The following is a 23,011-nucleotide window of genomic DNA, read 5'->3' as shown; positions in this document are numbered from 1 at the left end:
AAGCTGGGCTTCATCGTTCGACTTGCATGTGTTAAGCACGCCGCCAGCGTTCATCCTGAGCCAGGATCAAACTCTCCGTAAAAAAGAAATGCATACACAACCGGGAAAACGATCATGCAGCGAGTTTGAAACTGACCAAAAGAGACGAACATCATTGCTGACATTCATATAAATTGATCCAAAGGAATTCTCAACCAACCCCCACAAGGGTTGGACGAGGATAATTTGGCATTTGACAAGTGCACGCTGTTGAGTTCTCAAGGATCGGACGCACCCACACACCCACCCCATCAGGGCAAGAAGCGCAGGGCAACTTCACAATCATAGCCACCCCGAACCGACCGTCGTCATGACTGGCCGAGAGGATCGAGCTGGCATCCGCGCCCCGGTGTCCGAGGCAACTTCTCCAGCCTAACCCATCCGGCCGGCTTGTCAAATCGACTCACCCGGCGGGGATGGTCACGCTCCCCGGGCCAGAGGCCCGTCCGCATCAGCATGTGATCCGGAGGGAGGTGATGGTTCGCTGCTTGGAGGGGAGCCAGGCCTTCCGGCCTTCCGCTCAACCGCTTGGGGCGAACATGTAATAACCTACGCGGATCCCGCAGGTCCGGCAAATCGCGGCTGCATCCCGGGCGTGTCGCGCGCCCTGATGCACGTGGCGCCCCACTTTCCGGGGATGCGAAAAGCCCCGGGCGACTGCCCGGGGCTTCTTCACGTGTGTGGACCTAAGGGGATTCGAACCCCTGACCTCCTCGATGCGAACGAGGCGCGCTACCAACTGCGCCATAGGCCCGTGAACTCAGCTAGGTTATCACGCGCTCAGCCTGCCGCTCGACGCGCAAGCAGCCGGCGCACGTGCGCCTCGATCTCCGCGTCGTCGACGACCCCCATGCCCGCGTACGGAGAAGCGGTCGCGGTCTCGGCGGCCGGCGCGACCGGCAGAGCGGTCGGCGCTGCGGGCGCCAGCTCCTCGGCGCGGCGCCGCAGCTCGGCCCGGCGCGCAGCGCGATCGCGCTCCAGGCGAGCCTCGATCTCCGCCTGCGCAGCCTGCGCCCGCGACCCGGAGACGCTGACCATCGGCTGCGGCAGCGGACGCGGAGTCCATACCGCCGGTCCCTGGTCGTGCAGGGGCGGTGAGACGCGCTGTGCGGGGGCAGCCTCTGCGGGGCGCGCGGTGCGTCGTGCAGTCGCCTCGGCCACCCGGGCCATGCGCACCAGCACGCCGACGCCGCCGGCGACGAGCAGCAGACCGGCCGCGACCGGCATCCACGCGCCGGCGGCGATGAACGGCCATGCGCCTAGGGCGACGAGCGCGCCTCCTGCCGCCACCGCAAGGCTCCCCGTCAGACGCAGGCGTCGACGCGCACGGGCCTGCCGCACCAACGGATCCCGACGTGTCTCGGCCAGCTGCTGACGCAGCTGCTCGAGCCGGGCGCTCTCCTGCTGCGCCTGCAGCCGCTTCGCGAGCCGCTGCTGGGCGTGCGCGGTGCGTGCGGTGAGCTCGAGGCGCACCTCATCGGGGGCCTCGCTCGTCTCGGCCAGCACACGCAGCGCCTGGTTCAGGCGCACGGCGTTGCGCTCGGCGGTGTTGAACTGGTGTCGACCGCGCCAGCTGGGCAGCAGGTAGAGCACCCACAGCAGCATAGCGACGAGGACGATCACTCCCCCACTCAGCACCGGCCCATCCATGCTGACCACGGTAGGGGACGCCCCGCGCGCGCCGCCTCATTCACGGGCGTGTGTCGCGGCGGCGCGCGGTGGCCCACGCGCGCACGGCGCCTGCAGCGCGCTCAGCTCCGCAGCGCAGTCAGCTCTGCAGGGCGTCGTGCGGGGGGATCGCCGCCGCATCCTGGGGAGCGCCGCCGGCGACCCAGCGGGCCAGCACTCCCCCGGGCACTTCCTCCTGGGTCAGCGCGAAAGCGTAATGGTCGCGCCATTCGCCGTCGATGTGGATGTAGCGGCGCCGCAGTCCCTCGTAGCGGAAGCCGAGCTTCTGCACGACGCGCAGACTGGCGCGGTTCTCGGGCCGGATGCAGATCTCCATCCGGTGCAGACCGAACTGCTGGAATGCCGCATCGGTGGCGAGGGCCACCGCGGTCGGGGTGATGTTCCGCCCGGCGAAGCGCTCACTCACCCAGTAGCCGATAGTCGCCGAGGCGAGCGAGCCGCGTGCGATGCCCCAGACGTTCAGCTGCCCGGCGACCTCGCCGTCGTACTCCATCACGAAGGGGTAGCCGGTGCCGTCGCGATGCTGCTGCAGCAGCCGGCGGATGCTGATGCGCATGTCGAAACCGCCCACCCCGCCGGGGATGGTCGCCTCCCAGGGCTGAAGCCAGGAGCGGTTGGTGAGCAGCTCGCGCTGCAGCACGCGCGCATCGCGCGTGCGGATCAGCCGCAGCCCCACCGGTCCGTGCTGCATGGGTGTCAGGAGATCGTTCTGCATGTGCTCTCCCCGATCACAGATCCGAGGCGAAGTCCCTGAGCCACGGGCGCAGCTCGGCGCCGAGGTCCTCGCGGTCGACCGCGAGCTGCACGATGGCCTTGATGTAGTCCGCACGGTCGCCGGTGTCGTAGCGGCGGCCGTGGAACACCACACCGACCACGCCGGGGCCGTCGGGGTCGGTGGCGAGTTGCTGCAGCGCGTCGGTGAGCTGGATCTCGCCGCCCTTGCCCGGGGCGGTCTGCTCGAGCACGTCGAAGACGGCGGCGGGCAGCACGTACCGCCCGATGATCGCCAGATCCGAGGGCGCCTCCTCGGCGGAGGGCTTCTCGACCAGCCCGCGCACCCTGACCGCCCCGTCGCGCTCGCCCGGCGCGACGTCGGCGACCCCGTAGAGATGGATCTGCCGCGGGTCGACCGGCATGAGCGCGACGACGGCGGCGCCGGTGCGCTCGTGCGCCGCGATCATCTCGGTCAGCAGGGGGTCGCGCTCGTCGACGAGGTCGTCGCCGAGCAGGACGGCGAAGGAGCTGTCGCCGACGTGGGTGCGCGCACGCAGGACCGCGTGCCCGAGACCCTTCGGCTCGCCCTGGCGCACGAAGTGGATGTCGGCGAGCTCGCTGGACTTCATCACCCGTGCCAGGCGCCCGTGATCGCCCTTCTCCTGCAGGCGCACCTCGAGTTCCGGGACGGCGTCGAAATGATCCGAGATCGCGTTCTTGTTGCGGCCGATGATGACCAGGACGTCGTGGATGCCGGCGGCGACGGCCTCTTCGACCACGTACTGGATGGCGGGCTTGTCGACCACGGGGAGCATCTCCTTGGGCATGGCCTTGGTCGCCGGCAGGAACCGGGTTCCCAGCCCCGCGGCGGGGATGACCGCCTTCATGGTGCTCATGCCGATCAGCTTAGCCGCGGCACCGGCCGATCACGGGGAGTCGCGCAGGCGCCACCGTATGATCGGGGCATGCGGAGCGAAGCAGAACAGCAGAAGCGCGCGCTGCGCGCCGAACTGCGCGAACGCCGTCAGATCCTCTCCGAGGCGCAGCGTGATGAGGCGGCGGCAGGAATCGCCCGCCAGCTCGACGCCCTCGTCGAACGGCATGCCGCGCAGTCGGTGTCGTGCTTCCTGTCGACCACGACCGAGCCGGGCACGATGGTCTTCGTGCGCGAGGCGGTGCGCCGCGGCATCCGAGTCCTGCTGCCCATCACGCGCGCGGACGGCCTGCTCGACTGGGCCATCGCCGACGACTCCGACGCGGTGCGGGAGGGCCTGTTCGGACTCCCGGAGCCGACCGGCGAAGTGCTCGGGCCCATCGCCGTCAACGATGTCGACCTCATGATCATCCCCGCCGCCGCGGTGGACCGCGACGGTACGCGCCTGGGGTGGGGCCGCGGCTACTTCGACAAGACCATCGGCTCGATGGAGCGCTGCCCGCCCGTGTACGCGGTGATCTATGATTCCGAGGTACTCGATTCGCTGCCGCGCGAAGTGCACGACCAGCCGGTCGATGGCATCGTCACCCCGACGCAGACCATCGCCCTGTCGCCCGCGCGGAACTGACAGGAGCATCCCATGCCCACCTACGCCTACGCGTGCACGGCCTGCGACCACCGCTTCGACGCCGTGCAGTCCTTCTCGGAGGACTCGCTCACCCTCTGCCCGGAGTGCGGCGGAGCGCTTCGCAAGCAGTACGGGTCGGTCGGAGTGACTTTCAACGGCTCCGGCTTCTATCGCACCGACTCGCGCGGAAATGCGGGTGCTCCGGCATCCGCATCGGCATCATCGAAGGCGGAGAAGTCGACGGCCGCCGCCCCGGCGCCCGCGGCGACGCCGACCTCGAGCTGAGGTCCCCACTATGAGAGGGAAGTCGATGATCCAGGGATTCAAGGAATTCATCACCAAGGGCAACGTCATCGACCTCGCTGTGGCGGTCGTGATCGGCACGGCGTTCACCGCCATCGTGAACGCGGTCGTGTCGAGCATCATCAATCCGCTCGTCGCGATGGTCTTCAAGGCGGACGAGGGCGGCAAGTTCGGCTTCACCGTCCGCAACATCTACAACGACCCGGTGACCTTCCCGATCGGAGAGCTGATCTCCGCCGTGATCACCTTCTTCGCCGTGGCCGTGGTGGTCTACTTCGTGTTCGTCGTGCCGATGAACACGTACAAGGAACGCAAGGCCGCGAAGAACCCGGCCGTCGACGAGGAGACCCTGCCGACCGAGCAGGAGCTGCTCATCGAGATCCGCGACCTGCTGCGTCGCGACGGCGGCACCCGCTGATCGTCCGGAACGCGAGCGCTCAGTAATGCGGCGGGACCTCGCGCAGCATCCGCTCGTCGTTCGGTCCGCGCTCGCCCTCAGCGGGTGCGGAGCGCTCGGCCCTCTCATGCGGTTCTGAGGTCGTGCCCTCGACGCGGGTCAGCTTCGCGCGACGCGAGCCGGCGACGCGCACGATCCGCTGACGCTCGTCAGCCATCGAGGTCGAGCGGCTGCGTGTCGTTCTCGGCGCGCACCGCGCCCTCCTCGATCCCGAGGACGGTGGCGATGCGGCGTGCGACGGTCGCCGGGTCGCTGTACAGGTCGAACGCGTGCACCCGCACGTAGTGCCAGCCGAGGCGCCGCAGCACCTGCGGGCGCAGCCGCAGGCTCTCGCGCAGCGACTCCCCCCGCGTCTCGGGGTCGGATTCGATGACCACGGCACGGCCGTCGTGCTGCGCAACGAGCGGCAGCAGCCCGCGGTAGTCGACGTCGACCGAGGCGCCCAGCCGGCGCAGCTCACGCGCGAGGGCGAGCGTCAGCGGGTCGGCCAGGTCCTCGAGGCGGGCGTCCCGGCCGCGGGCGGCGAGTCCGCCGAGGATCGTCATGAGGGTGGAGGCCCCGTGCTCGAGCCGTCCGGCGTCGAAGGCGGAGGGGCGGATGCACGAGACGATGACCATCGAACGGCGCGCTCGGGTCATGCCGACCGTGAGCAGGCGCTCACCGTCCTCCTGCGAGAGGTCGCCGAAATCGCTGAGCACGCGCCCGTGCTTGGTGAGGCCGAAGCCCAGCGAGAAGATCACGCGGTCGCGGCTCTCGGCCACCGACTCCTCGAGGGTGAGCACGGCGAACGGCTCTGCCGTCTCGCGGCCCACAAAGTCGGCGACGTCCGAGCGGCCGGCGAACGCGGATGCCACGGCGGCGCGCACCCGCTCCGCGTGCCGACGGCTCGCGGTGATGACCATGAGCGACTCGGCGGGCCGGTGCACGGCGTGCTCGACGACGAGGGTGACCACCCGGGCCACCTCGGCATCCGGGCTCTCCACGGCGCCCGACTCGGGATCGGGAGTGCCCACTCCCCCCTCCACGTAGTCGACGGTGAGGCTGCCGCGCCCGAGGTAGGAGCCGGCCCACGGCAGCGAGACGATCTCGCCGCCGTAGAAGGCGTCGTTGATGAGCTCGGCGAGGTCCTCCCCGCCGGCGCGGTAGCTCCGGGTGAGCGTCATGACCGGGAACAGATCCGCGAGGCGCTCGAAGACCGAGACGTCGTCGAAATCGACTTCGGGCTCCCAGTCCGGATCGGCGACGGTCGCCACCGTGAACGGCGTGGGCCGCTGGGTGACCGGGTCGCCGAAGGCGACGATCTGGCGCGCTCGTCGGATCGCCGGCGCGGCTTCGGCCAGGTTCACTGCCGCGGCGTCCACGAGCAGGACCGCGTCGAACTCGACTGATTCCGGGATCAGCGGCACCTCATAGGGCGATGCGATCCAGACCGGCGCGAGCACGCGGATGAGATCCGGGGCGGCGGACACCGTCTCGGCGACGCTCGCCTCACCCTTCAGCGCGCTACGCAGGTGCGCGGCCTGGTCGGGCTCGTCGACGATCGCGATGCGCCACTGGCTGGCGAGATTCCAGGCGAGCAGCGGACCGGCCATCGCGGTGTGCGCCTCATCGACCAGCCGGAAGTCCCGTTCCAGGCGGTCGACGACGGCGGTGTTCGCGCCCAGCAGCGACCGGTCGTCCTGCAGCGCGCGCTCGAGCAGCGACTGCCACCAGGCGAATTCGAGTTCGTCCGACACGCGCTCCTCTGGCACGTGGCGCACCGACAGGTCGGAGAGCAGCGGACGCAGCCCGAGCTCGGTGAGGGCGTCCCGGATCTCGGTGCGCTCGACGAGGTTGTCGAAGACGTCCGAGCGTGCGGCGAGGCCGGACAGAGTGCGCACGAGGCGGGCGACCGGAAGCGCGGCGAGCGGCTCGCGGCGGCCGAGCGCGGTGTCGAGATCGGCGAGCTCCGCCGCGACGCGCTGCCACGCCACGAGCACATCCGACAGGCCGAGCGGCACCTCCGGCGCGACTCCGGCGTCGGCGAACCGCTGCCACTGCGTGCGCTGCTGCTGGATCCGCAGCAGCGCTTCGTGCATCTCCGAGACGTGCGCCCCCGGACGCACGTACTCCCGCGCGAGCTTCTTCAGCCGTCGGCGGTTCGCCGCCGACATCCCCGGCGCGTCGCGGCGGGAGCCGTGCGCCTTGATCAGCTCACCCAGCGGGCGCTCGAAGACGGTCGGGCTGAAGCGGTCGAGCGAGTCCCGGATGCCGTGCAGCAGCCGCACGTACTCGCCGAGCTCCTCGATGGTGTTGAACGGGCGCATGCGCGTCTGCGCGATGAGCTCGTAGCCGCGCTCGAGCAGCGAGGGCACCGCGGTGGTGTGCAGGCGCCCCGCCAGCTCGTGCGCGCGCTGCGCGTCCTCTGCGCTGTCGAAGCTCACGCCGTACCAGGGCGAGTCGTCGGGCCCGAAGCGGAACTCGCCCAGTCGCGCGGCACGCCGGAGGGCCTGCGCGGCGTCGCTGCGATCACCGGAGAGCCTCTCCAGCGTCTGCAGCGAGAGCCGCGCGTCGGTGGAGGGCGGCACCGGCAGGGAGGCGAGGCGGCTGAGCTCGCGGGTGGCGTCGAGCACTGACGCGCCGGTGCGTCCCACCGGATGGGCGAGCGCGCCACGGTAGTCGCGCAGCACTGCACGCAGGCGCACCAGCGCCTCGTCGAGCTCGGCGGCCTTCGGCTGGGTCGCCTTCTCGCTGCGGGCGATCGCCGTGATGAGATCGCGGCGCATCCGCCCCGGCGACACGGCGAGCCCGTCCAGGCCCACGCCGGCAAGGCGATGACGGATGCCGTCCAGCGTGGAGCGGCGAGCGGAGACGACGAGCACGCGGCGGCCGGCCCGCACGAGTTCGCCGAGCGCGTTGATCACGGTCTGCGTGCCGCCGGTGCCCGGCAGCGTGGCGACGACCGCCGAGTGCCCGGCGACGACGCGTGCGAGCACGTCCTCCTGCTCGGAGTCCGCGTCCAGCAGCAGACCCTCCGAGGCGGGGGCGCGCTCGTCGGGGCCTGGTGTGGCGGGAAGCTCGCGCGGCGCGCTGACCTGCTCGCGGTCGCCGAGGTGCCCGCCCAGCGCATTGAGCACCGGATGGTCGAGGTCGACCATGTCGCGCACCATCGCGCCGGACACGTCGGCGAACGTGGAGACCACCAGACGCGGATGCACTGCGAACGTGTCGATGGCGTGCGTGAGAGCGCGCAGCCGGTCGATCACCGGCTGCGGCTTGAAGATGCCGCCGTCGTAGGCGAGCGCGGCGAGCCCGACCGGATCGAGGTCGAGGCCGAAGTGCTCGCGCGCGACGCACACGAGTTCGGGATTCACCTCGAACCGGCCCTGCAGCTTCAGCTCGAAGTCGGAGTGGTGCCGTCGGATCGCCAGCGGGCGCAGCAGCACCGGCGCGGCGAACTCCGCCCCGCCCAACCGCCAGCGCGCGATGCCCACGGCGAGGCGGACGGCATCGATGCCGCGCACGGTGCGCAGCTCGGTGCTGCGAGCGGCGATGCGCTCGGCCGCCATGCGTGCGGTGCGCAGTCCCACCTCGTCACGGAACAGGTTCGACAGCAGAGTGGAGCGGCCGGTGATGAACTGGGGCAGGCTGCCGGGATGAGCACGGGAGATGTCGATCGCCGACTCCGGGACGTCGACGAAAGTCACCAGCGGTGAGGCACCGCCCAGATCCGCCGCTTGCGCGCGCAGTCCGGTGCGCCGCGCCTCGGCCGCATGCGCGATGTCGATCCCGGTGGATGAGTCACTCAGGTCGCCGAGGGTCACCGCGGACTGCTGATCCGCCTCCTCAGCACCTCTCGCCTCTCGTCGCCACACACAGCAAGCCTAGGCGCGACACGCGCGGGGAACGGTATCCCTGGCCGTTTCGCCGCGATTTCCCGCCCGCGGCGTCCTTGCACGGCGTCGTCCTGCACCGGTCGCGGATGCCGGCTGATTCTCCACGGATGCTGGATCGGCAGCCTGCGACTCGGGCGGGCGGGACGAGGATGGGGGCATGGAGTTCCACTACGATTTTGCGCCCACGCCGTTCGGCGATGCGCTCGCGGTGTTCTCGGATACCGGGATCGCGAGCTTCGACCTGTCCGAATCCGAGGACCCGAGCGTGCCGTGGCTGCTCGAGGGCGTCACCCGGCGCCTCGGTCTCGTTCCCGAGCACCGCGCCGGTGCGGCCGACGCGCTGAGCGAGCTGCTGGCCGCCTACTTCGAGGGCGAGCCGGTGCGCTTCGACGAGCACGTGTCCTTCGACTGGCGGCTGGTCCACGGCTTCCCGCGCTCCGCGCTGCAGGCGATCTGCGAGATCCCCTGGGCCGAGACGATGAGCTACGGCGAGGTGGCGGTGCGCGCCGGCAGCCCCGGTGCGGCACGCGCGGTCGGCACGGCGTGCCGGCTCACGCCGCTGTCGGTGCTGGTCCCCGTGCACCGCGTGATCCGCGCCGACGGCGACCTCGGCCACTACGGCGCGCACCCCGAGCGCAAGCGCTATCTGCTCGATCTCGAGCGCGACGCCGCCGCATCGCGCTCGTGACGAAGCGGAGCCCGACGTGTAGGCCGCCGGGCTCCGCTCCTGCCGCGCGGGGGGACGCGGCTCTCGGGTATCTCTCTGGGGAGAGACCTGTGCCGCCTCCGAGACGGCGTCGTCTCCTCGTGAGACTAGTGCTGCACGGCCTTCTCCGCACCGAATCCGGTCAGCGAGCGCACCTCCATCTCGGCGGCGAGCGCGCGCGATTCGGGTGTCTTGGCGGTGAGCGTGCCGATCCAGCCCAGCAGGAAGCCGAGCGGGATCGAGATGATTCCGGGATTGCTCAGCGGGATGATCGCGATGTCGATCCCGGGGATCATCGAGGTCTCGTCGCCGGAGAACACCGGCGAGATCACGATGAGCCCGATCGCCGCGATCAGTCCGCCGTACATGCTCCACACCGCTCCGCGTGTGTTGAATCGCCGCCAGAACAGCGAGTACAGGATGGTGGGGAGGTTGGCCGACGCGGCGATGGCGAAGGCCAGCGCCACGAGGAACGCGATGTTCTGTCCCTGCGCCCCGATGCCGCCCACGATCGCGAGGATGCCGATGACGACCACCGTGCGCCGCGCCACCTTCACCTCACCGCTCGGGTCCGGCGTGCCGGTGCCGTCCTTGCCGCGCTTGATCACGTTGGAGTAGATGTCGTGCGCGAACGACGCGGCGGCGGTGATGGTCAGCCCCGCCACCACGGCGAGGATGGTGGCGAACGCGACGGCCGAGATGAAGCCCATCAGCAGCGGTCCCCCCAGGGCCTGCGCCAGCAGCGGTGCCGCCGAGTTCACTCCGCCGGGCGCGGCGGCGATGCGCTCGGGACCCACCAGGGCTCCGGCGCCGTAGCCCAGCACCAGGGTCAGCAGGTAGAACAGACCGATCAGCCAGATCGCCCATACCACCGATCGGCGCGCCTCCTTGGCCGTGGGCACCGTGTAGAAGCGCATGAGCACGTGCGGCAGTCCCGCCGTGCCGAGCACCAGCGCCATGCCCAGCGAGAGGAAGTCGAGCGGGTTGGCGCCGTACTTCAAGCCCGGTCCCAGGATCTTGTCGCCCGCGGGCGAAGCCGCCACCGCGTCCTCGAGCAGCGCGTTCAGGCTGAACCCGTGCAGCGCCATCACCCAGATCGTCATCGCGATCGCACCGGCGATGAGCAGCACGGCCTTGACGATCTGCACCCATGTGGTGCCCTTCATCCCGCCGATCAGCACATAGACGATCATCAGCACGCCGACCACGGCGATGACGACGGACTGCCCGAGCTTGCTGTCCACGCCCAGCAGCAGCGACACCAGCGCGCCCGCGCCCGACATCTGCGCGAGCAGGTAGAAGAAGCACACCGCGAGGGTCGTGATCGCCGCGGCCATCCGCACCGGGCGCTGCTTGAGCCGGAAGGCGAGCACGTCGGCCATGGTGAACTTGCCCGTGTTGCGCATCAGCTCGGCCACGAGCAGCAGCGCCACCAGCCACGCCACGAGGAACCCGATCGAGTAGAGGAAGCCGTCGTAGCCGTTGAGCGCGATCGCTCCGCAGATGCCGAGGAACGAGGCGGCCGACAGGTAGTCGCCCGCGATCGCGAAGCCGTTCTGCGTGCCGCTGAACGAGCGGCCGGCCGCGTAGTAATCCGCTGCCGTCTTGTTGTTGCGGCTGGCCCGGATGACGATGAACAGCGTCACCGCGACGAAGGCGCCGAAGATGGCGATGTTCAGCACGGGGTCGTTCTGCGCCGCCTCCGCAGCCGCGAGCGGGAACGTCGCCATCATCGCACCGTCGCCTTCTCGAGTTCATCGCGGATCTCCTCCGCGATCGGATCCAGCTTGCGATTCGCGAAGGAGACGTACGCCATGGTGATGACGAACGTGGTCACGAACTGCCCGAGCCCGAACAGGAGCCCGACGGTGATGTCTCCCCACACCCGCTGGCTCATGAACGCGGGAGCGAATGCGGCGAGCAGCACGTAGACGAAATACCAGATGAGGAAGAATGCGGCCAGCGGGAAGACGAATGAGCGCTGCATTCGCTTCAGTCCGCGGAATCTCTCGGATTCCTCCACGGCGATGTAGTCGATTCCGGATGCGGAACCGTCAGCGGTCGGTTGTTTCACGGGGCCTCCTTGCCACATGTCCTTGCATACGCGCGAGAGTATCGCGCCGATGGTATCGTCGACGCTACGAAACGGGCGGGCGATGTGTCACCCCCGAAAGTTGGTAGCTGGATTGCACCTGAACGAACCGCCCGGATCCGCGGAGGAACTCGTCGCCGACGGCGTGCGGGAATTGGCTCGCCGCACGCGTTTCCCGGTCGCTTTCGGCGGATTGATCCAGGACGGTGTGGTGCGGGTCACCAGCATCGTGGGAAACCGCACGCACAGTCTCGAAGGATTGAACGTGCGACCCGAGCGGGGCCTGGGCGGACGGGCGATGATCGAGCTGCGCCCGCGGATGACCAGCGACTACCGCACGTCGCAGCAGATCACGCACGATTACGACGTGTTCGTGCTCGGCGAGGGTCTGCGCACCCTGCTCGCGCTGCCGATCGTCGTGGAGGGGCGCCCCCGAGGGGTGCTGTACGCGGGCTCGTGGGAGCAGGCCCAGGTGGGTGGTGTCACCACCGCCCCCGCGATGGGGGTGGCGCAGCGGATCGCCGACGAGCTGCGCATCCGCGACGAGGTGGAGAGACGACTGCGCGAGGCCCCACCCGGGCAGGTGCTGGACGGGCCGCGTCGCGAGGACCTGCGCGAGAGCTTCGCCGAGCTGCGCAGCATCGCGGCAGTCGTGACGGACACCGCACTGCGAAGCCGCCTGGCGGCCGTCGAACAGCGCCTGCTGGGTCTGTCCGCAACGCAGCAGGCGCCCACCACCACGGGCGCGATCGGCACGGTGCGGCTCTCCCCCCGCGAGACCGATGTGCTCGCGTGCGCGGCACTCGGTTCGACGAATGCCGAGATCGCGGCACAGCTGGGCCTGCGTGAAGGCACCGTGAAGGCCTATCTCAGTACCGCGATGTCGAAACTCGACGCCTCCACCCGCCACGCGGCCGTGGCGCGAGCGCGCCGCGCGGGACTGCTGCCGTGAATGGTGAGCCTCTTCGATCTTCGATTTCCCGTGGCACATTCTTTCCGGAATTGCTGCATTCTCGCGGACGCTTTGTTGCCGGGCGGCAGGATAAGACAATAAAGTGTCATTCATGGCCCGACGAATTGTGCACCAGCTGGTTGACGACATCGATGGAACGCTGCTCGAGGTGGGCGAAGGAGAAACCGTCCATTTCGCGTTGAACGGCGTCGCCTATGAGATCGATCTGACGAATTCCCACGCCGAGCAGCTTCGCGAGGCGCTCGCCCCTTACATCGATGCCGGCCGCCGTGCGGCATCCTCGGCCGGGTCGCGTCCGGCAGCCCCGCGCAAGCGCGCGGCCCGCAGCTCCGAGACGGTGGAGATCCGCGAGTGGGCGAAGAAGCAGGGCATGAAGGTCTCCGAGCGCGGGCGGATCGCGGCGGACGTGCTCGAGGCGTACCACGCCGCGCACTGACGTGAGGCCCATGCTTCCCGGCGCTGAGTGGCCGTTAGACTTGTCGGGCGCCTTCGTAGCTCAGTCGGATAGAGCGGCCCTCTCCTAAAGGGCAGGTCGCAGGTTCGAATCCTGTCGAGGGCACCTCTACGCGGCCAGTGCCAGATACGGCTCCCAGCGGGGATCCGCGCGCTCGGCCCCGCGCACCACCCATGTGCCCCCGTGCGGGGGACGCGGCGGGCGCCGCAGCTGCCACCCCATCTCCTGGGGCGTGCGATCGCTCTTGGCGTTGTTGCAGTGCAGGCAGCACGCCACGAGGTTCTCCCAGCTGTCCGCTCCGCCGCGCGAGCGCGGCAGGACGTGATCGATCGTGGCGGCGGATCGGCCGCAGTACCCGCAGCGGTGATCGTCCCGGCGCAGCACGCCGCGTCGGCTGACGGGCTGGCGCCGCGCCGTCGGCACCCGCACATACCGCGTGAGCAGGATCACCACCGGCCGATCGAAGCGCCGGCGTCCCGCGAGGACCGGGTCGTCTTCGACGCACTCGATCACGCTGGCCTTGTCGTTCATCACGAGCACCATCGCTCGCTTGAACGAGACCACCGTCAGGGGCTCGTATCCGGCGTTCAGGACCAGTGTGCGCATCGTCGTCATCCTCTCGATCCGCCGGGATGGCTTCCCGGCACTCTCGACTCACACGACGTCGGCGGATGCTGGAGGTCGCAGGGACGCAGAGAGGCGCTGTCTAACGACAGCGCCTCTCACACCCGGTCGGACCGGGTAGGCCCTGCGGACAGTGCCGATGGGAGCGACCACGCGCATCCATGGTGCGGATGCCCGGGCTCGACCCCATCGGCTTCTCCTGTCCGTTCGACGACGGGTTCAGGGTAACCCATGCGCATGCGGCTGCGGCGCATCAGCGCGGATCAGTAGCCGCCAGTCGTGACGACGTGCTGCTGCCGCCGGTCTCAGCCGGCGTTGACGCGCAGCCAGCCGATCGGCTCGACCAGCCCGCCGTTGACCTTCACCTCGAAGTGCAGGTGCGCACCGAAGGAGTGTCCGGTGTTGCCGACCTTGCCGATGAACTGACCGGCCTCGACAGCCTGTCCGGCCTGCACCGCACGGGTGCCGTTGGTCATGTGGGCGTAGGTCGTCGAGACGCGCTTCCCGCCGACGACCGAGTCGATGACGACCGCGACGCCGTAGCCGAAGTAGCTCTCGGACGACACCCGCACCACGCCGCCGGCGGCGGCGAAGATGGGCGTACCCGCGGGAGCGACCATGTCGGCACCGTTGTGGCCGCTGCCCACGGTGCGGCTGACGTGGTACGAGCCCTGCGGCAGCGGGTAGCGAACGGCGCCGGATCCCGACGCCGCCAGGCGCAGGTCCTCGTCGCTGACTCGACTCGTGGAGCCGGTGGCGCGGGTGGCGGCCGCCACACGAGCGGCTGCCGCGGCGCGCGCCTTGGCGGCCTCCTCGGCCTTCTTCTTGGCGATCTCCTCGGGGGTGGTCGCGGAATAGCCGCTGCGCTGCATCGGGGCGCTGGTGGCCTGCGAGGCGACGACGAGGGACTGCGCGTCGTCGAACGCCATCTGCTGCAGGGTCGCGGCTTCGGCGTGCGACGGCTTCGTGGAGGCCAGCGCGGGCAGCGCGACGCCGGCGACCAGCGCGCCCACGGCGCCGAGGATGGCGAGGGTGCGCATCGGGCGCACATTCGAGCTGCTCGCACGAGAGGTGCGACGGCGGGCCTTCTGAGGGGGGTCGGCGGGTGTGGTCAGGGCGATTTCTTCGGCCAAAAGGTATTCCTCCTGCGCCTCCGCGCTCGGGCAGCGCAGGCTCGTCAGCAATGTCGTTTCTCGGGCACGTATGTCACACGGCACGTTGTGCGGACTACTCGCGAAGACGACGAGCCAGGGAGGCGATCTTCGCGGTTTCATCATCGGAGGGCTTCTTCCCCGACGACCTCACCGAGGTTACCGGAATGTAACGATTCTGTCACCCTCTCAACCTGGCAATCGCCCGCATGCCGGCAGGAACGGCGGCTGATCAGGAGTTCTCGCCCACGAGGAAGATGTGCGAGGCGAGCTCGACGGGCAGCTCGAGGCCTTCGTCGCGTCCGTCCATCCGGATGAGGACGTACCCCTCGCTGTAGCGGTAGTCGCCGCTCGCGCCGGGGACGACACCCGCGTCACGCAGCTGCTCGAGCAGCTCCGGGCTCACCTGCGCCGGCTCCGCCAGGCGCCGCACGGTGCCCTGGATCGGGCCGCCCGCGGCATCCAGCTTCTTGACCAGCCCCACCACACCGGTCTCGAACGCCGGCGACTCGATGTCGCCGAGCTGATCGAGGCCGGGGATCGGGTTCCCGTACGGCGACTCGGTGGGGTGCCCCAGCAGCTCCACCAGCCGGCGCTCCACCTGCTCGCTCATCACGTGCTCCCACCGGCAGGCCTCCTCATGCACGTAGGCCCAGTCCAGCCCGATCACGTCCGAGAGCAGTCGCTCGGCGAGGCGGTGCTTGCGCATCACGTCGACCGCCTTGCGGCGGCCGTCGTCGGTCAGCTCCAGCCGGCGGTCCTCCGAGACGATCACGAGGCCGTCGCGCTCCATGCGTCCCACGGTCTGCGACACGGTAGGACCGGAGTGTCCGAGTCGCTCGGAGATGCGGGCCCGCAACGGCACGATGTTCTCCTCCTCGAGTTCGAGGATGGTGCGCAGATACATCTCTGTCGTGTCGATCAGGTCGGTCATTCGGCCCCTCCGGAGTTCTTAGGCAAGCCTACCTTCTCGCCCTGCGGCGCCGACCGTCACGGGGCGCGGCGCATGGCGTCCGCGGCTCTACAATCGACGCATGTCGATCGAGATCCCCCGCGAACTGCTGCCCGCCGACGGACGCTTCGGCTGCGGCCCCTCGAAGGTGCGCCCCGCTCAGGTGGCGGCGCTGGCCGAGGTCGGCACGAGCCTGCTGGGCACCTCGCACCGGCAGGCACCGGTGAAGAACCTCGTCGGCAGCGTGCGCGAGCAACTCGCCGCGCTGTTCCGCCTTCCCGAGGGGTACGAGATCATCCTCGGCAACGGCGGCTCCACGGCGTTCTGGGATGCCGCGGCGTTCGGCCTCATCGAGCGCCGCAGCCAGAACCTCGTGTTCGGGGAGTTCGGCGGCAAGTTCGCCAAGGCTGCCGCGGCGCCGTGGCTCGAAGCCCCGGACGTGCGCAGCGCCGAGGCCGGATCGCTCACGACGCCGGATGTCGTCGACGGTGTGGACGTGTACGCCTGGCCGCACAACGAGACCTCGACCGGGGTGGCCGCACCGGTGAAGCGGGTGGATGCCGCAGGCGCGCTCACCGTCATCGATGCCACCAGCGCAGCCGGCGGCATCGACGTCGACCTCACCGAGGCGGACGTCTACTACTTCGCGCCGCAGAAGAACCTGGGCTCGGACGGCGGGCTGTGGTTCGCGGCGGTCTCCCCCGCCGCCATCGACCGCATCGAGCGGATCGCCGCTTCCGATCGCTACATCCCGGAGTTCCTCAGCCTGAAGAACGCCGTCGACAACTCCCGCCTCAATCAGACCCTCAACACGCCCGCGCTGAGCACGCTGCACCTTCTCGACAGCCAGCTGCAGTGGATCCTCGGCAACGGGGGGCTGAGCTGGGCCGCGAGCCGCACCGCGGAGTCGTCCGGACTGCTCTACGACTGGGCCGACGCCGCACCCGTGGCGAGCCCGTTCGTGACGGATGCCGCCCACCGTTCACCGGTCGTGGCGACCATCGACCTCGATGACAGCGTCGACGCGGCGGGCGTCGCGAAGACTCTGCGCGCGAACGGCATCGTCGACACCGAGCCGTACCGCAAGCTCGGTCGCAACCAGCTGCGCATCGCGACCTTCGTCTCGATCGAGCCCGACGATGTGCGCCAGCTGATCCGCGCGATCGAGTTCGTGCTGGATCAGCAGGCCTGAGCCGCGGCGCGGCGGCGCTGACGTCGCGCCGGGCCGCGCGGGTCACTCGGACTCGTCGGAACCGGCGCCTTCGCTCTCGGCGGAGTCGCTCTCGGCGGAGTCGCTCTCGGCGGCGTCCTCGTCGTCGTCCGACTCGTCGAGCTCGTCGATGTCGACACCGTCGACGTCGCCGGCATGCAGGCGCGGAGAGACGTCCTCGGCGGATTCGTCGTCCAGGTCCTCGTCGGAGTCGTCGTCCAGGTCCTCGTCGTCCGCGGAGTCGTCGTCCGAGTCGGAGGCGTCCACCGCGGCATCGTCGGTCTGCTCGGCCAGCTCAGCCTGGTGCGCGCGGTACTCCGCGAGCCGCTCGGCCCATGGAACCCAGTCCGGAGCGAGCAGCGCGCTCTCACCGGGCATGAGCTCCACCTCGAGCACGGTCGGCTCGGCATCCTCCACCTGAGCGACGGTGACGGTCCAGAACCAGCCCGGATAGCCCGGCAGTCGGTTCTCGAAGCGCAGCGAGACGGCGCCGGACTGCTCGACGGCGTACCCTGCGGGCGGACCCACCGTGGCAGGAGGGGTGATCTCGTACAGCGCGGCGAGCGCGAGCTCCCGGGTGCTCGCCGCGAGATCCTCAGGCGTCGAGGTCATCAGCGACCTTGCGGAGGACGGCGGCGACAGTGCGGCTCCTGCTCGCCGAGGGGTAGCGACCGCGACGCAGATCGCCGCCCATCTCGTCGAGCATCCGCACGAGGTCTTCGACGATCACGGCCATGTCGTCGGCGGGCTTGCGCGCCGCCTTGGCGAGGCTCGGCGGGGCGTCGAGCACGCGCACCGACAGCGCCTGCGGTCCGCGACGTCCGTCGGCGAGGCCGAACTCCACGCGCGCGTTCTTCTTCACGCTCACCCCTGCAGGAAGGGCAGAGGCGTGCAGGAAGACGTCCTGGCCGTCATCGGAGGCGATGAAGCCGAACCCCTTCTCGTCGTCGTAGAACCTGACCTTGCCGGTGGGCATGCGAGAACCTCACTGAAAGACATGCGGAGTCGTCGCGCGGCGGCGCGACTCCTCCAGCCTACCCGGCGCCCGCGCGGGCAGGCGATCCCCGCTGTGCGCGCAGACGATACGCTGAGGACGATGAGCACGCACGACAGCAGCAGCGCCACCGGTTCGGGTCGGCTGGAGCGCTTCCTCGCCTTCACGGCGCTCGGCCTGGCCGCGGCATCCGTCATCAGCTTCTTCGCGATCATCATCGGCACTGCCGTCGGGATGGACCAGGACTCGTTCGCGGAGGGTCTGTGGCCCTTCGTCGCGGCGCTGCCGCTGTACGGGCTGCCGCTCGCGTTCGTCATGATCATCGCACTGCTCATCCTCAGCTGGGCGCGCCGGGGACGCGCGGGCGCCGGGTCCTGACCATGAGCACGCACGCGCGTCCGCTGGCCGATCGGCTGGCCGCGGCGAGCTATGCCGAGCTCGAGCGGATGCTGCACGAGCGCCGGGTGCGAGCGGATGTCGGCTGGGAGGACTTCTTCGACGCCGCGGAGGCCCTGCTCGAGCCCGCGTCGATCGAGCGCGCACTGGCCGCGCTCTCCCTGGATCAGGCACGCGCGCTGCACCGGGCCGTGCAGGGCGGCACGGCGATGCCCGATCCGGGTGTGCTGGGCGCGGCCGGACTGGGACTGCTCGACGAGTCCGGGCACGTGCTGCCCCCGGTGGCCGAGGTCGTGCAGACGAAGGATGAGCCAGCGGATGCCGCTGCCCAGCGCCGCGTCGAGGCATCCGCCGACGCCTCGGCGCGGGCGGCCGAGCAGGCCTTCACCACGATCGGCGCACTGGCCGACCTGGTGCTGGCGGCGCGCTCCGCGCCGCTCGCCCTGGTCGCCACCGGCGCGCTGAGCGCCACCGAGAAGCGTCGACTGGGCGACGACGGTGATCTCGACGAGCTGCGAGAGCTCGCCGAGGTCGCGGGACTGCTGCGGGCGGTGGATCGCGAGCTGCGGGTCACGCTCGCGGCCGACGCCTGGCTGTCCGACTCCTTCCCACCGCGGTGGGAGCAGGCGGCGACCCGGCTGCGCGCCGCCCTGCCCCGCAGTCTGCGCGGGCTCGATGTCGCACAGTGGGCGCTCGCACATCCGTGGAACGCGCAGTGGCCCGCCCGCGCCGAACGGCTGCACTCGCTCGCCCGCCGGCTCGGGCTGATCGCCGATGACGGCACCGAGCCGTCGTGGGCGACGCCGCTGCACACCGGGGACGAGTTCGACAGCACCGCGCTCCGCGAGCTGCTCCCCGCCGAGGTCGACCGCCTGTTCCTGCAGAACGATCTCACCGCCATCGCGCCGGGTCCGCTCCTGCCCGCCCTCGACAACCGGCTGCGCGCGATGACCGAGCACGAATCCAGCGCACAGGCGTCGTCGTACCGCTTCACTGCGGAGTCGATCGCGCGCGCTCTCGTCGAGGGCGAGAGCGAGGAGGGGATCCTGCGGTTCCTGCGCGAGGTGTCACTCACCGGTGTCCCTCAGCCGCTGCAATACCTGGTCGCCCAGACCGCGGCGCGTCACGGGCTGGTGCGGGTGGCGCCGGATGCCGATGGCGGCACGCGCGTGTCCAGCTGCGATCCGCATCTGCTCGCGGCGATGGAGGTGGACCGCAGCCTGCGCCCACTCGGGCTGGTGCGCGAAGGCGATGAGCTGCTCACGCGCGTACGTCCCGAATCGGTCACCTGGGCGCTGACCGAGGCGCGGTACCCGGCCACCCTCGTGGACGCACGGGGACAGGGCGTGTCGGCCGCGCGACCTCGACGGGCGGAGCCGAAGAGCGCGGCAGCCGCCTCCTACGCGGACCTGCTCGGACGACTGCGCGCGCACCGCGGACCGGACGCGGATGCGGCATGGCTGGACCGCGAGCTGGAGGCGGCGGTGCGCGCGCGAGCGGTCGTCGTCGTCGAGGTCGCCATGCCGGACGGATCGAGCCGGGAGCTGACCCTCGAGGCGGCCGGGCTGGGCGGCGGACGGCTGCGCGGACTCGATCGGTCGGCGGATGTGGAGCGCACCCTCCCGGTGCGCAGCATCCGCTCGGTACGTGTGCTGCAGAGCTGACCGAGCCCGCGGCCGGTAGACTGGTCTGCTATGTCAGATGGCCCCCTGATCGTCCAGAGCGACCGCACCGTGCTGCTCGAGGTCGCCCACCCCGATGCGGAATCGGCACGGCACGAGCTGGCGATCTTCGCCGAGCTCGAGCGCGCACCCGAGCACATCCACACCTACCGCATCACGCGTCTGGGGCTGTGGAATGCGCGCGCAGCGGGGCACACCGCCGACGACATGCTCGAGACCCTCGACCGGTGGTCGCGATTCCCGGTGCCGCCCTCGGTCGCCGTCGATCTGCGCGAGACGGTGAACCGCTACGGTCGCCTGGTGATCGAGCGCGATGGCGAGGGCGCACTGGTGCTGCGCTCGACCGATCCGGCGGTGCTGACCCAGGTGGCCCACAACAAGCGCATCCAGCCCCTGCTGATCGGGCATCCGTCCCCCGACACCTACGTGGTCGACGCCTGGGCGCGCGGGCAGATCAAGCAGGAGCTGCTGAAGATCGGCTGGCCGGCGGAGGATCTCGCGGGCTACACGCCGGGAACCCCACACGAGATCGAGCTCGACGAGAACGGCTGGCGGATGCGCCCTTATCAGCGCCAGGCCGTCGACGCGTTCGCGAAGGACGGCTCGGGCGTGGTGGTGCTGCCCTGCGGTGCGGGTAAGACCATCGTCGGCGCGGGCGCCATGGCCGCGACCGGCACGACGACGCTGATCCTGGTGACCAACACCGTCTCCGCCCGGCAGTGGCGCGACGAGCTGCTCAAGCGCACCTCGCTCACCCCGGAGGAGATCGGCGAGTACTCCGGGCAGGTCAAGGAGGTCAAGCCGGTCACGATCGCGACCTACCAGATCCTCACGGCGAAGCGGAAGGGCCAGTACGCGCACCTCTCGCTGCTCGACGAGATGGACTGGGGCCTCATCGTGTACGACGAGGTGCACCTGCTTCCCGCACCCGTGTTCAAGCTCACCGCCGATCTGCAGGCCCGGCGCCGCATCGGGCTGACCGCGACCCTCGTGCGCGAGGACGGCCGCGAGGGCGACGTGTTCAGCCTGATCGGACCCAAGCGCTTCGACGCCCCGTGGAAGCAGATCGAGGCGCAGGGCTTCATCTCCCCCGCCGCCTGCTACGAGGTGCGCGTCGACCTGCCGCCGAGCGACCGTCTCGAGTACGCTGCTGCGACCGACGACGAGCGGTACCGGCTGGCCGCATCCGCACCGGCGAAGATCACCGCGGTACGCGAGCTCATCGAGAAGCACCCGGACGAGCGCATCCTCGTGATCGGGCAGTACCTCGACCAGCTCGAGAGCCTGTCGCAGGCGTTGAACGCCCCGCAGATCACCGGCGCCACACCGGTCGACGAGCGCGAGGAGCTCTACCGGCAGTTCCGTGAGGGCGAGATCTCACTGCTGGTGGTGTCGAAGGTCGCGAACTTCTCCGTCGACCTGCCCGAGGCGTCGGTGGCCATCCAGGTGTCCGGCTCGTTCGGCTCGCGTCAGGAGGAGGCGCAGCGTCTCGGCCGTCTGCTGCGGCCCAAGCAGTCCGACCACACCGCGAGCTTCTACACGCTGATCGCGCGCGACACCGTCGACCAGGATTACGCGCAGAACCGGCAGCGGTTCCTCGCCGAGCAGGGGTACAGCTACACCATCCTGGATGCGGACGAGCTCACCGCGGCCTGAGCAGGGCGTCTGATCGCGCCGTGATCATTCCGGCTCGACGGCATCCGGTCGGCGACCGCAGCGCCAGCACGGCGCCGCGAGGTCCTCGAGCAGCGCGCCGCACTCCGGGCAGACCTGCGAGAGCCAGCACGCGCTGTCTCCGCCCTCCTGCTCGGCATCCATGCGCTCGACCGTACTCCCCTGCTCACCGGAAGCGAAGGCCCTCGGCATTCCGAACAGTCACGCGGCGATTGTCGACCCGATCGCCACGCCGAGCGAGCCGAAGAAGACAGCGGCGCTGAACAGGGCGTGGAAGCCGACGCGCGGTGGGCATCCGGCCGGCGAACACGGTGCCGATGGCAGCACCGTAGTCGGCCCGGCGGGGTGTGCGCGTGCCACGGATGCGGCGTGACCGGCGCACCCTCATCACCTCGCCGAGCGGGATGCCCAAACAGAGGATGATGACCGCGAGCCACGGCCACAGCGCGTCGCCTGTCGCCACGTACGTCACCCACAGTGCGAAGCCGATCACCATGAACGAGACATGCGCGAGCACCGCCGCGGCCGCTGCCCGTCTGGCTGCGGGGCATCCTGACGATGCTCGGCGGCCCTGACGCGGCGGCGCGCACGCCGCTGCTGATGGCCGCATGCGACGGGGTGCTGCTGCACCGCCTCACCGTCGATCCGAAGGCCCCGATCCGCGACGTCGTCGAGGGAGCCGTCCACGCCGTGCTCGCGCCCTGAGCCCCCGCGCCGCAGACAATCAGCCCGCGACGAAGCGCATTCACCATAATGGGGGCATGACTGATGCGCGAATCCTGGTCGTCGACGACGAGCCGAACATCCGCGACCTGCTCTCCCGGGGTCTCAGCTTCGCCGGGTTCAAGGTGAGGACCGTCGCCAACGGCGCCGCCACCATCTCGGCCGTCCTCGAGGAGGAGCCCGACCTCATCATCCTGGACGTCATGCTGCCCGATATGAACGGCTTCAGCGTCACGAAGCGTCTGCGCGGGGCGGGATTCACCGCCCCCATCCTGTTCCTCACGGCCAAGGATGACACGCAGGACAAGATCGAGGGCCTCAATGCCGGCGGAGACGACTACGTCACCAAGCCGTTCGCGCTCGACGAGATCGTCGCGCGGGCACAGGCCATCCTGCGCCGGACCATGCAGACCGACGAGGAGTCGCTGATCCGCGCCGGCGAGCTGTCGATGGACCAGGACACCCACGACGTCTTCGTCGGCAAGGTCCCGATCGAGCTGAGCCCGACGGAGTTCAAGCTGCTGAAGTACCTCATGCTCAATCCGAACCGGGTGCTGTCGAAGGCGCAGATCCTCGATCACGTGTGGGAGTACGACTTCAACGGCGACGCCGGCATCGTGGAGAGCTACATCTCCTACCTGCGCCGCAAGATCGACCCGCACACCGAGGAGTCGGTCATCCAGACCAAGCGCGGCTTCGGCTACATGCTCAAGGTCGGCAAGTCCGCCTAGCCGGTCGATC

26 protein-coding genes, 2 tRNA genes and 1 rRNA gene are annotated in these 23,011 nt (G+C 69.9%); 13 read left to right on the top strand and 16 right to left on the bottom strand.

Annotation, left to right across the window (positions count from 1 at the left end; genetic code table 11):
- The 5 genes from WFG93_RS11780 to galU form a co-directional block, all read right to left on the bottom strand.
- Window positions 1–82: ribosomal RNA gene (locus WFG93_RS11780) — 16S ribosomal RNA — on the bottom strand; the annotation flags it as partial.
- 638 nt (window positions 83–720) lie between these two features.
- Window positions 721–793, bottom strand: a tRNA-Ala gene (locus tag WFG93_RS11775).
- A gap of 26 nt (window positions 794–819) precedes the next feature.
- Window positions 820–1,689, bottom strand: coding sequence for a hypothetical protein (locus tag WFG93_RS11770; protein ID WP_336646524.1), 870 nt, complete (start codon window positions 1,687–1,689; stop codon window positions 820–822).
- Window positions 1,690–1,807: 118 nt separating this feature from the next.
- Window positions 1,808–2,419 (bottom strand): GNAT family N-acetyltransferase, encoded by a 612-nt coding sequence (locus WFG93_RS11765; RefSeq protein ID WP_442928257.1) that lies wholly within the window; start codon window positions 2,417–2,419, stop codon window positions 1,808–1,810.
- A gap of 37 nt (window positions 2,420–2,456) precedes the next feature.
- Window positions 2,457–3,338, bottom strand: coding sequence for a UTP--glucose-1-phosphate uridylyltransferase GalU (galU, locus tag WFG93_RS11760; protein ID WP_336646522.1), 882 nt, complete (start codon window positions 3,336–3,338; stop codon window positions 2,457–2,459).
- Window positions 3,339–3,407: 69 nt separating this feature from the next.
- Here galU and WFG93_RS11755 point away from each other — a divergent pair, with 69 nt between their 5' ends.
- The 3 genes from WFG93_RS11755 to mscL are packed head-to-tail and all read left to right on the top strand — an operon-like array spanning window position 3,408 to window position 4,725.
- Entirely contained in the window at window positions 3,408–4,004 is a 597-nt protein-coding gene (locus WFG93_RS11755; protein ID WP_336646521.1) for a 5-formyltetrahydrofolate cyclo-ligase, read from the top strand.
- 12 nt (window positions 4,005–4,016) lie between these two features.
- Window positions 4,017–4,289 carry an FmdB family zinc ribbon protein gene (locus WFG93_RS11750; protein ID WP_336646520.1) on the top strand — a complete coding sequence of 91 codons (273 nt, stop codon included), beginning with the start codon at window positions 4,017–4,019 and terminating at the stop codon, window positions 4,287–4,289.
- Window positions 4,290–4,314: 25 nt separating this feature from the next.
- The gene (mscL, locus tag WFG93_RS11745; RefSeq protein WP_336646519.1) at window positions 4,315–4,725 is read left to right on the top strand and encodes a large conductance mechanosensitive channel protein MscL; all 411 of its coding nucleotides are present in this window, start codon (window positions 4,315–4,317) and stop codon (window positions 4,723–4,725) included.
- A 19-nt stretch (window positions 4,726–4,744) separates the two neighbouring features.
- On the opposite strand, the gene WFG93_RS11740 is transcribed toward mscL, so the two are convergent.
- The gene (locus WFG93_RS11740; RefSeq protein ID WP_336646518.1) at window positions 4,745–4,921 is read right to left on the bottom strand and encodes a hypothetical protein; all 177 of its coding nucleotides are present in this window, start codon (window positions 4,919–4,921) and stop codon (window positions 4,745–4,747) included.
- Window positions 4,914–8,567, bottom strand: coding sequence for an AAA family ATPase (locus tag WFG93_RS11735; RefSeq protein WP_336646517.1), 3,654 nt, complete (start codon window positions 8,565–8,567; stop codon window positions 4,914–4,916). The genes WFG93_RS11740 and WFG93_RS11735 overlap by 8 nt, the downstream gene beginning before the upstream one ends.
- 229 nt (window positions 8,568–8,796) lie before the next feature.
- Between WFG93_RS11735 and WFG93_RS11730 the strand changes: the two genes are divergently transcribed.
- Window positions 8,797–9,327 carry a methylated-DNA--[protein]-cysteine S-methyltransferase gene (locus WFG93_RS11730; protein WP_336646516.1) on the top strand — a complete coding sequence of 177 codons (531 nt, stop codon included), beginning with the start codon at window positions 8,797–8,799 and terminating at the stop codon, window positions 9,325–9,327.
- Between the two features lie 125 nt (window positions 9,328–9,452).
- Here the strand turns inward: WFG93_RS11730 and WFG93_RS11725 are convergent, their stop codons facing one another.
- Both WFG93_RS11725 and WFG93_RS11720 read right to left on the bottom strand, forming a co-directional pair.
- Window positions 9,453–11,078 carry a solute symporter family protein gene (locus WFG93_RS11725; protein ID WP_442928256.1) on the bottom strand — a complete coding sequence of 542 codons (1,626 nt, stop codon included), beginning with the start codon at window positions 11,076–11,078 and terminating at the stop codon, window positions 9,453–9,455.
- A complete protein-coding gene (locus WFG93_RS11720; RefSeq protein WP_336646515.1) occupies window positions 11,075–11,419 on the bottom strand; it encodes a DUF485 domain-containing protein in 345 nt (114 codons plus the stop codon). The genes WFG93_RS11725 and WFG93_RS11720 overlap by 4 nt, the downstream gene beginning before the upstream one ends.
- A 283-nt stretch (window positions 11,420–11,702) precedes the next feature.
- Between WFG93_RS11720 and WFG93_RS11715 the strand changes: the two genes are divergently transcribed.
- The 3 genes from WFG93_RS11715 to WFG93_RS11705 all read left to right on the top strand — a co-directional run bounded on the left by WFG93_RS11715 (window position 11,703) and on the right by WFG93_RS11705 (window position 12,969).
- Window positions 11,703–12,389: a LuxR C-terminal-related transcriptional regulator gene (locus tag WFG93_RS11715; protein ID WP_336646514.1), complete on the top strand. Its 687-nt coding sequence runs from the start codon at window positions 11,703–11,705 to the stop codon at window positions 12,387–12,389.
- Window positions 12,390–12,501: 112 nt separating this feature from the next.
- Window positions 12,502–12,846, top strand: coding sequence for a histone-like nucleoid-structuring protein Lsr2 (locus tag WFG93_RS11710; RefSeq protein WP_336646513.1), 345 nt, complete (start codon window positions 12,502–12,504; stop codon window positions 12,844–12,846).
- A 49-nt stretch (window positions 12,847–12,895) separates the two neighbouring features.
- Window positions 12,896–12,969: transfer RNA gene (locus WFG93_RS11705), tRNA-Arg, on the top strand.
- 3 nt (window positions 12,970–12,972) lie between these two features.
- On the opposite strand, the gene WFG93_RS11700 is transcribed toward WFG93_RS11705, so the two are convergent.
- The 3 genes from WFG93_RS11700 to WFG93_RS11690 all read right to left on the bottom strand — a co-directional run bounded on the left by WFG93_RS11700 (window position 12,973) and on the right by WFG93_RS11690 (window position 15,573).
- Window positions 12,973–13,470, bottom strand: a complete 498-nt coding sequence (locus WFG93_RS11700; protein ID WP_336646512.1) for an HNH endonuclease — start codon at window positions 13,468–13,470, stop codon at window positions 12,973–12,975.
- 323 nt (window positions 13,471–13,793) lie between these two features.
- Complete coding sequence (locus WFG93_RS11695; protein WP_336646511.1) at window positions 13,794–14,528, bottom strand: M23 family metallopeptidase; 735 nt, start codon at window positions 14,526–14,528, stop codon at window positions 13,794–13,796.
- 343 nt (window positions 14,529–14,871) lie between these two features.
- A complete protein-coding gene (locus WFG93_RS11690) occupies window positions 14,872–15,573 on the bottom strand; it encodes a metal-dependent transcriptional regulator (protein WP_336646510.1) in 702 nt (233 codons plus the stop codon).
- Between the two features lie 100 nt (window positions 15,574–15,673).
- Between WFG93_RS11690 and serC the strand changes: the two genes are divergently transcribed.
- Window positions 15,674–16,783, top strand: a complete 1,110-nt coding sequence (gene serC, locus WFG93_RS11685; protein WP_336646509.1) for a phosphoserine transaminase — start codon at window positions 15,674–15,676, stop codon at window positions 16,781–16,783.
- A 42-nt stretch (window positions 16,784–16,825) separates the two neighbouring features.
- Here the strand turns inward: serC and WFG93_RS11680 are convergent, their stop codons facing one another.
- Entirely contained in the window at window positions 16,826–17,413 is a 588-nt protein-coding gene (locus tag WFG93_RS11680; protein WP_336646508.1) for a DUF3027 domain-containing protein, read from the bottom strand.
- Entirely contained in the window at window positions 17,397–17,777 is a 381-nt protein-coding gene (locus WFG93_RS11675; protein ID WP_336646507.1) for a cold-shock protein, read from the bottom strand. Before WFG93_RS11675 ends, WFG93_RS11680 begins: the two co-directional genes overlap by 17 nt.
- Before the next feature lie 120 nt (window positions 17,778–17,897).
- Between WFG93_RS11675 and WFG93_RS11670 the strand changes: the two genes are divergently transcribed.
- The 3 genes from WFG93_RS11670 to WFG93_RS11660 are packed head-to-tail and all read left to right on the top strand — an operon-like array spanning window position 17,898 to window position 21,529.
- Window positions 17,898–18,173, top strand: coding sequence for a multidrug ABC transporter ATPase (locus WFG93_RS11670; RefSeq protein ID WP_336646506.1), 276 nt, complete (start codon window positions 17,898–17,900; stop codon window positions 18,171–18,173).
- Between the two features lie 2 nt (window positions 18,174–18,175).
- Complete coding sequence (locus WFG93_RS11665) at window positions 18,176–19,855, top strand: helicase-associated domain-containing protein (protein WP_336646505.1); 1,680 nt, start codon at window positions 18,176–18,178, stop codon at window positions 19,853–19,855.
- 30 nt (window positions 19,856–19,885) lie between these two features.
- Window positions 19,886–21,529, top strand: coding sequence for a DNA repair helicase XPB (locus tag WFG93_RS11660; protein ID WP_336646504.1), 1,644 nt, complete (start codon window positions 19,886–19,888; stop codon window positions 21,527–21,529).
- A gap of 24 nt (window positions 21,530–21,553) precedes the next feature.
- Here the strand turns inward: WFG93_RS11660 and WFG93_RS11655 are convergent, their stop codons facing one another.
- Together WFG93_RS11655 and WFG93_RS11650 are read right to left on the bottom strand one after the other, a co-directional pair.
- Window positions 21,554–21,691 carry a hypothetical protein gene (locus WFG93_RS11655; RefSeq protein ID WP_336646503.1) on the bottom strand — a complete coding sequence of 46 codons (138 nt, stop codon included), beginning with the start codon at window positions 21,689–21,691 and terminating at the stop codon, window positions 21,554–21,556.
- A gap of 22 nt (window positions 21,692–21,713) precedes the next feature.
- Complete coding sequence (locus WFG93_RS11650) at window positions 21,714–22,064, bottom strand: hypothetical protein (protein ID WP_336646502.1); 351 nt, start codon at window positions 22,062–22,064, stop codon at window positions 21,714–21,716.
- An 11-nt stretch (window positions 22,065–22,075) separates the two neighbouring features.
- On the opposite strand from WFG93_RS11650, the gene WFG93_RS11645 reads away from it, so the two are divergent.
- The gene (locus WFG93_RS11645) at window positions 22,076–22,252 is read left to right on the top strand and encodes a hypothetical protein (protein WP_336646531.1); all 177 of its coding nucleotides are present in this window, start codon (window positions 22,076–22,078) and stop codon (window positions 22,250–22,252) included.
- A gap of 56 nt (window positions 22,253–22,308) precedes the next feature.
- Window positions 22,309–23,001, top strand: coding sequence for a response regulator transcription factor (locus WFG93_RS11640; protein WP_336646501.1), 693 nt, complete (start codon window positions 22,309–22,311; stop codon window positions 22,999–23,001).
- The last annotated feature ends 10 nt before the right edge of the window (window positions 23,002–23,011 follow it).

Origin of the sequence: Microbacterium sp. USHLN186, assembly GCF_037145155.1 — a bacterium.
GTDB lineage: Bacteria > Actinomycetota > Actinomycetes > Actinomycetales > Microbacteriaceae > Microbacterium.
This window is presented reverse-complemented; position numbering and strand designations above follow the sequence as displayed.

What these genes read in the sequence shown, in the direction of transcription:
- WFG93_RS11700 (WP_336646512.1), bottom strand. Translation starts at nt 13,470, where the DNA reads ATGCGCACACTGGTCCTGAACGCCGGATACGAGCCCCTGACGGTGGTC.
- WFG93_RS11680 (WP_336646508.1), bottom strand. Translation starts at nt 17,413, where the DNA reads ATGACCTCGACGCCTGAGGATCTCGCGGCGAGCACCCGGGAGCTCGCG.
- WFG93_RS11660 (WP_336646504.1), top strand. Translation starts at nt 19,886, where the DNA reads ATGTCAGATGGCCCCCTGATCGTCCAGAGCGACCGCACCGTGCTGCTC.
- WFG93_RS11665 (WP_336646505.1), top strand. Translation starts at nt 18,176, where the DNA reads ATGAGCACGCACGCGCGTCCGCTGGCCGATCGGCTGGCCGCGGCGAGC.
- WFG93_RS11765 (WP_442928257.1), bottom strand. Translation starts at nt 2,419, where the DNA reads ATGCAGCACGGACCGGTGGGGCTGCGGCTGATCCGCACGCGCGATGCG.
- WFG93_RS11750 (WP_336646520.1), top strand. Translation starts at nt 4,017, where the DNA reads ATGCCCACCTACGCCTACGCGTGCACGGCCTGCGACCACCGCTTCGAC.
- WFG93_RS11755 (WP_336646521.1), top strand. Translation starts at nt 3,408, where the DNA reads ATGCGGAGCGAAGCAGAACAGCAGAAGCGCGCGCTGCGCGCCGAACTG.
- WFG93_RS11695 (WP_336646511.1), bottom strand. Translation starts at nt 14,528, where the DNA reads ATGCGCACCCTCGCCATCCTCGGCGCCGTGGGCGCGCTGGTCGCCGGC.
- WFG93_RS11725 (WP_442928256.1), bottom strand. Translation starts at nt 11,078, where the DNA reads ATGATGGCGACGTTCCCGCTCGCGGCTGCGGAGGCGGCGCAGAACGAC.
- galU (WP_336646522.1), bottom strand. Translation starts at nt 3,338, where the DNA reads ATGAGCACCATGAAGGCGGTCATCCCCGCCGCGGGGCTGGGAACCCGG.
- WFG93_RS11655 (WP_336646503.1), bottom strand. Translation starts at nt 21,691, where the DNA reads ATGGATGCCGAGCAGGAGGGCGGAGACAGCGCGTGCTGGCTCTCGCAG.
- WFG93_RS11640 (WP_336646501.1), top strand. Translation starts at nt 22,309, where the DNA reads ATGACTGATGCGCGAATCCTGGTCGTCGACGACGAGCCGAACATCCGC.
- WFG93_RS11730 (WP_336646516.1), top strand. Translation starts at nt 8,797, where the DNA reads ATGGAGTTCCACTACGATTTTGCGCCCACGCCGTTCGGCGATGCGCTC.
- WFG93_RS11710 (WP_336646513.1), top strand. Translation starts at nt 12,502, where the DNA reads ATGGCCCGACGAATTGTGCACCAGCTGGTTGACGACATCGATGGAACG.
- WFG93_RS11770 (WP_336646524.1), bottom strand. Translation starts at nt 1,689, where the DNA reads ATGGATGGGCCGGTGCTGAGTGGGGGAGTGATCGTCCTCGTCGCTATG.
- WFG93_RS11670 (WP_336646506.1), top strand. Translation starts at nt 17,898, where the DNA reads ATGAGCACGCACGACAGCAGCAGCGCCACCGGTTCGGGTCGGCTGGAG.
- WFG93_RS11740 (WP_336646518.1), bottom strand. Translation starts at nt 4,921, where the DNA reads ATGGCTGACGAGCGTCAGCGGATCGTGCGCGTCGCCGGCTCGCGTCGC.
- serC (WP_336646509.1), top strand. Translation starts at nt 15,674, where the DNA reads ATGTCGATCGAGATCCCCCGCGAACTGCTGCCCGCCGACGGACGCTTC.
- mscL (WP_336646519.1), top strand. Translation starts at nt 4,315, where the DNA reads ATGATCCAGGGATTCAAGGAATTCATCACCAAGGGCAACGTCATCGAC.
- WFG93_RS11690 (WP_336646510.1), bottom strand. Translation starts at nt 15,573, where the DNA reads ATGACCGACCTGATCGACACGACAGAGATGTATCTGCGCACCATCCTC.
- WFG93_RS11675 (WP_336646507.1), bottom strand. Translation starts at nt 17,777, where the DNA reads ATGCCCACCGGCAAGGTCAGGTTCTACGACGACGAGAAGGGGTTCGGC.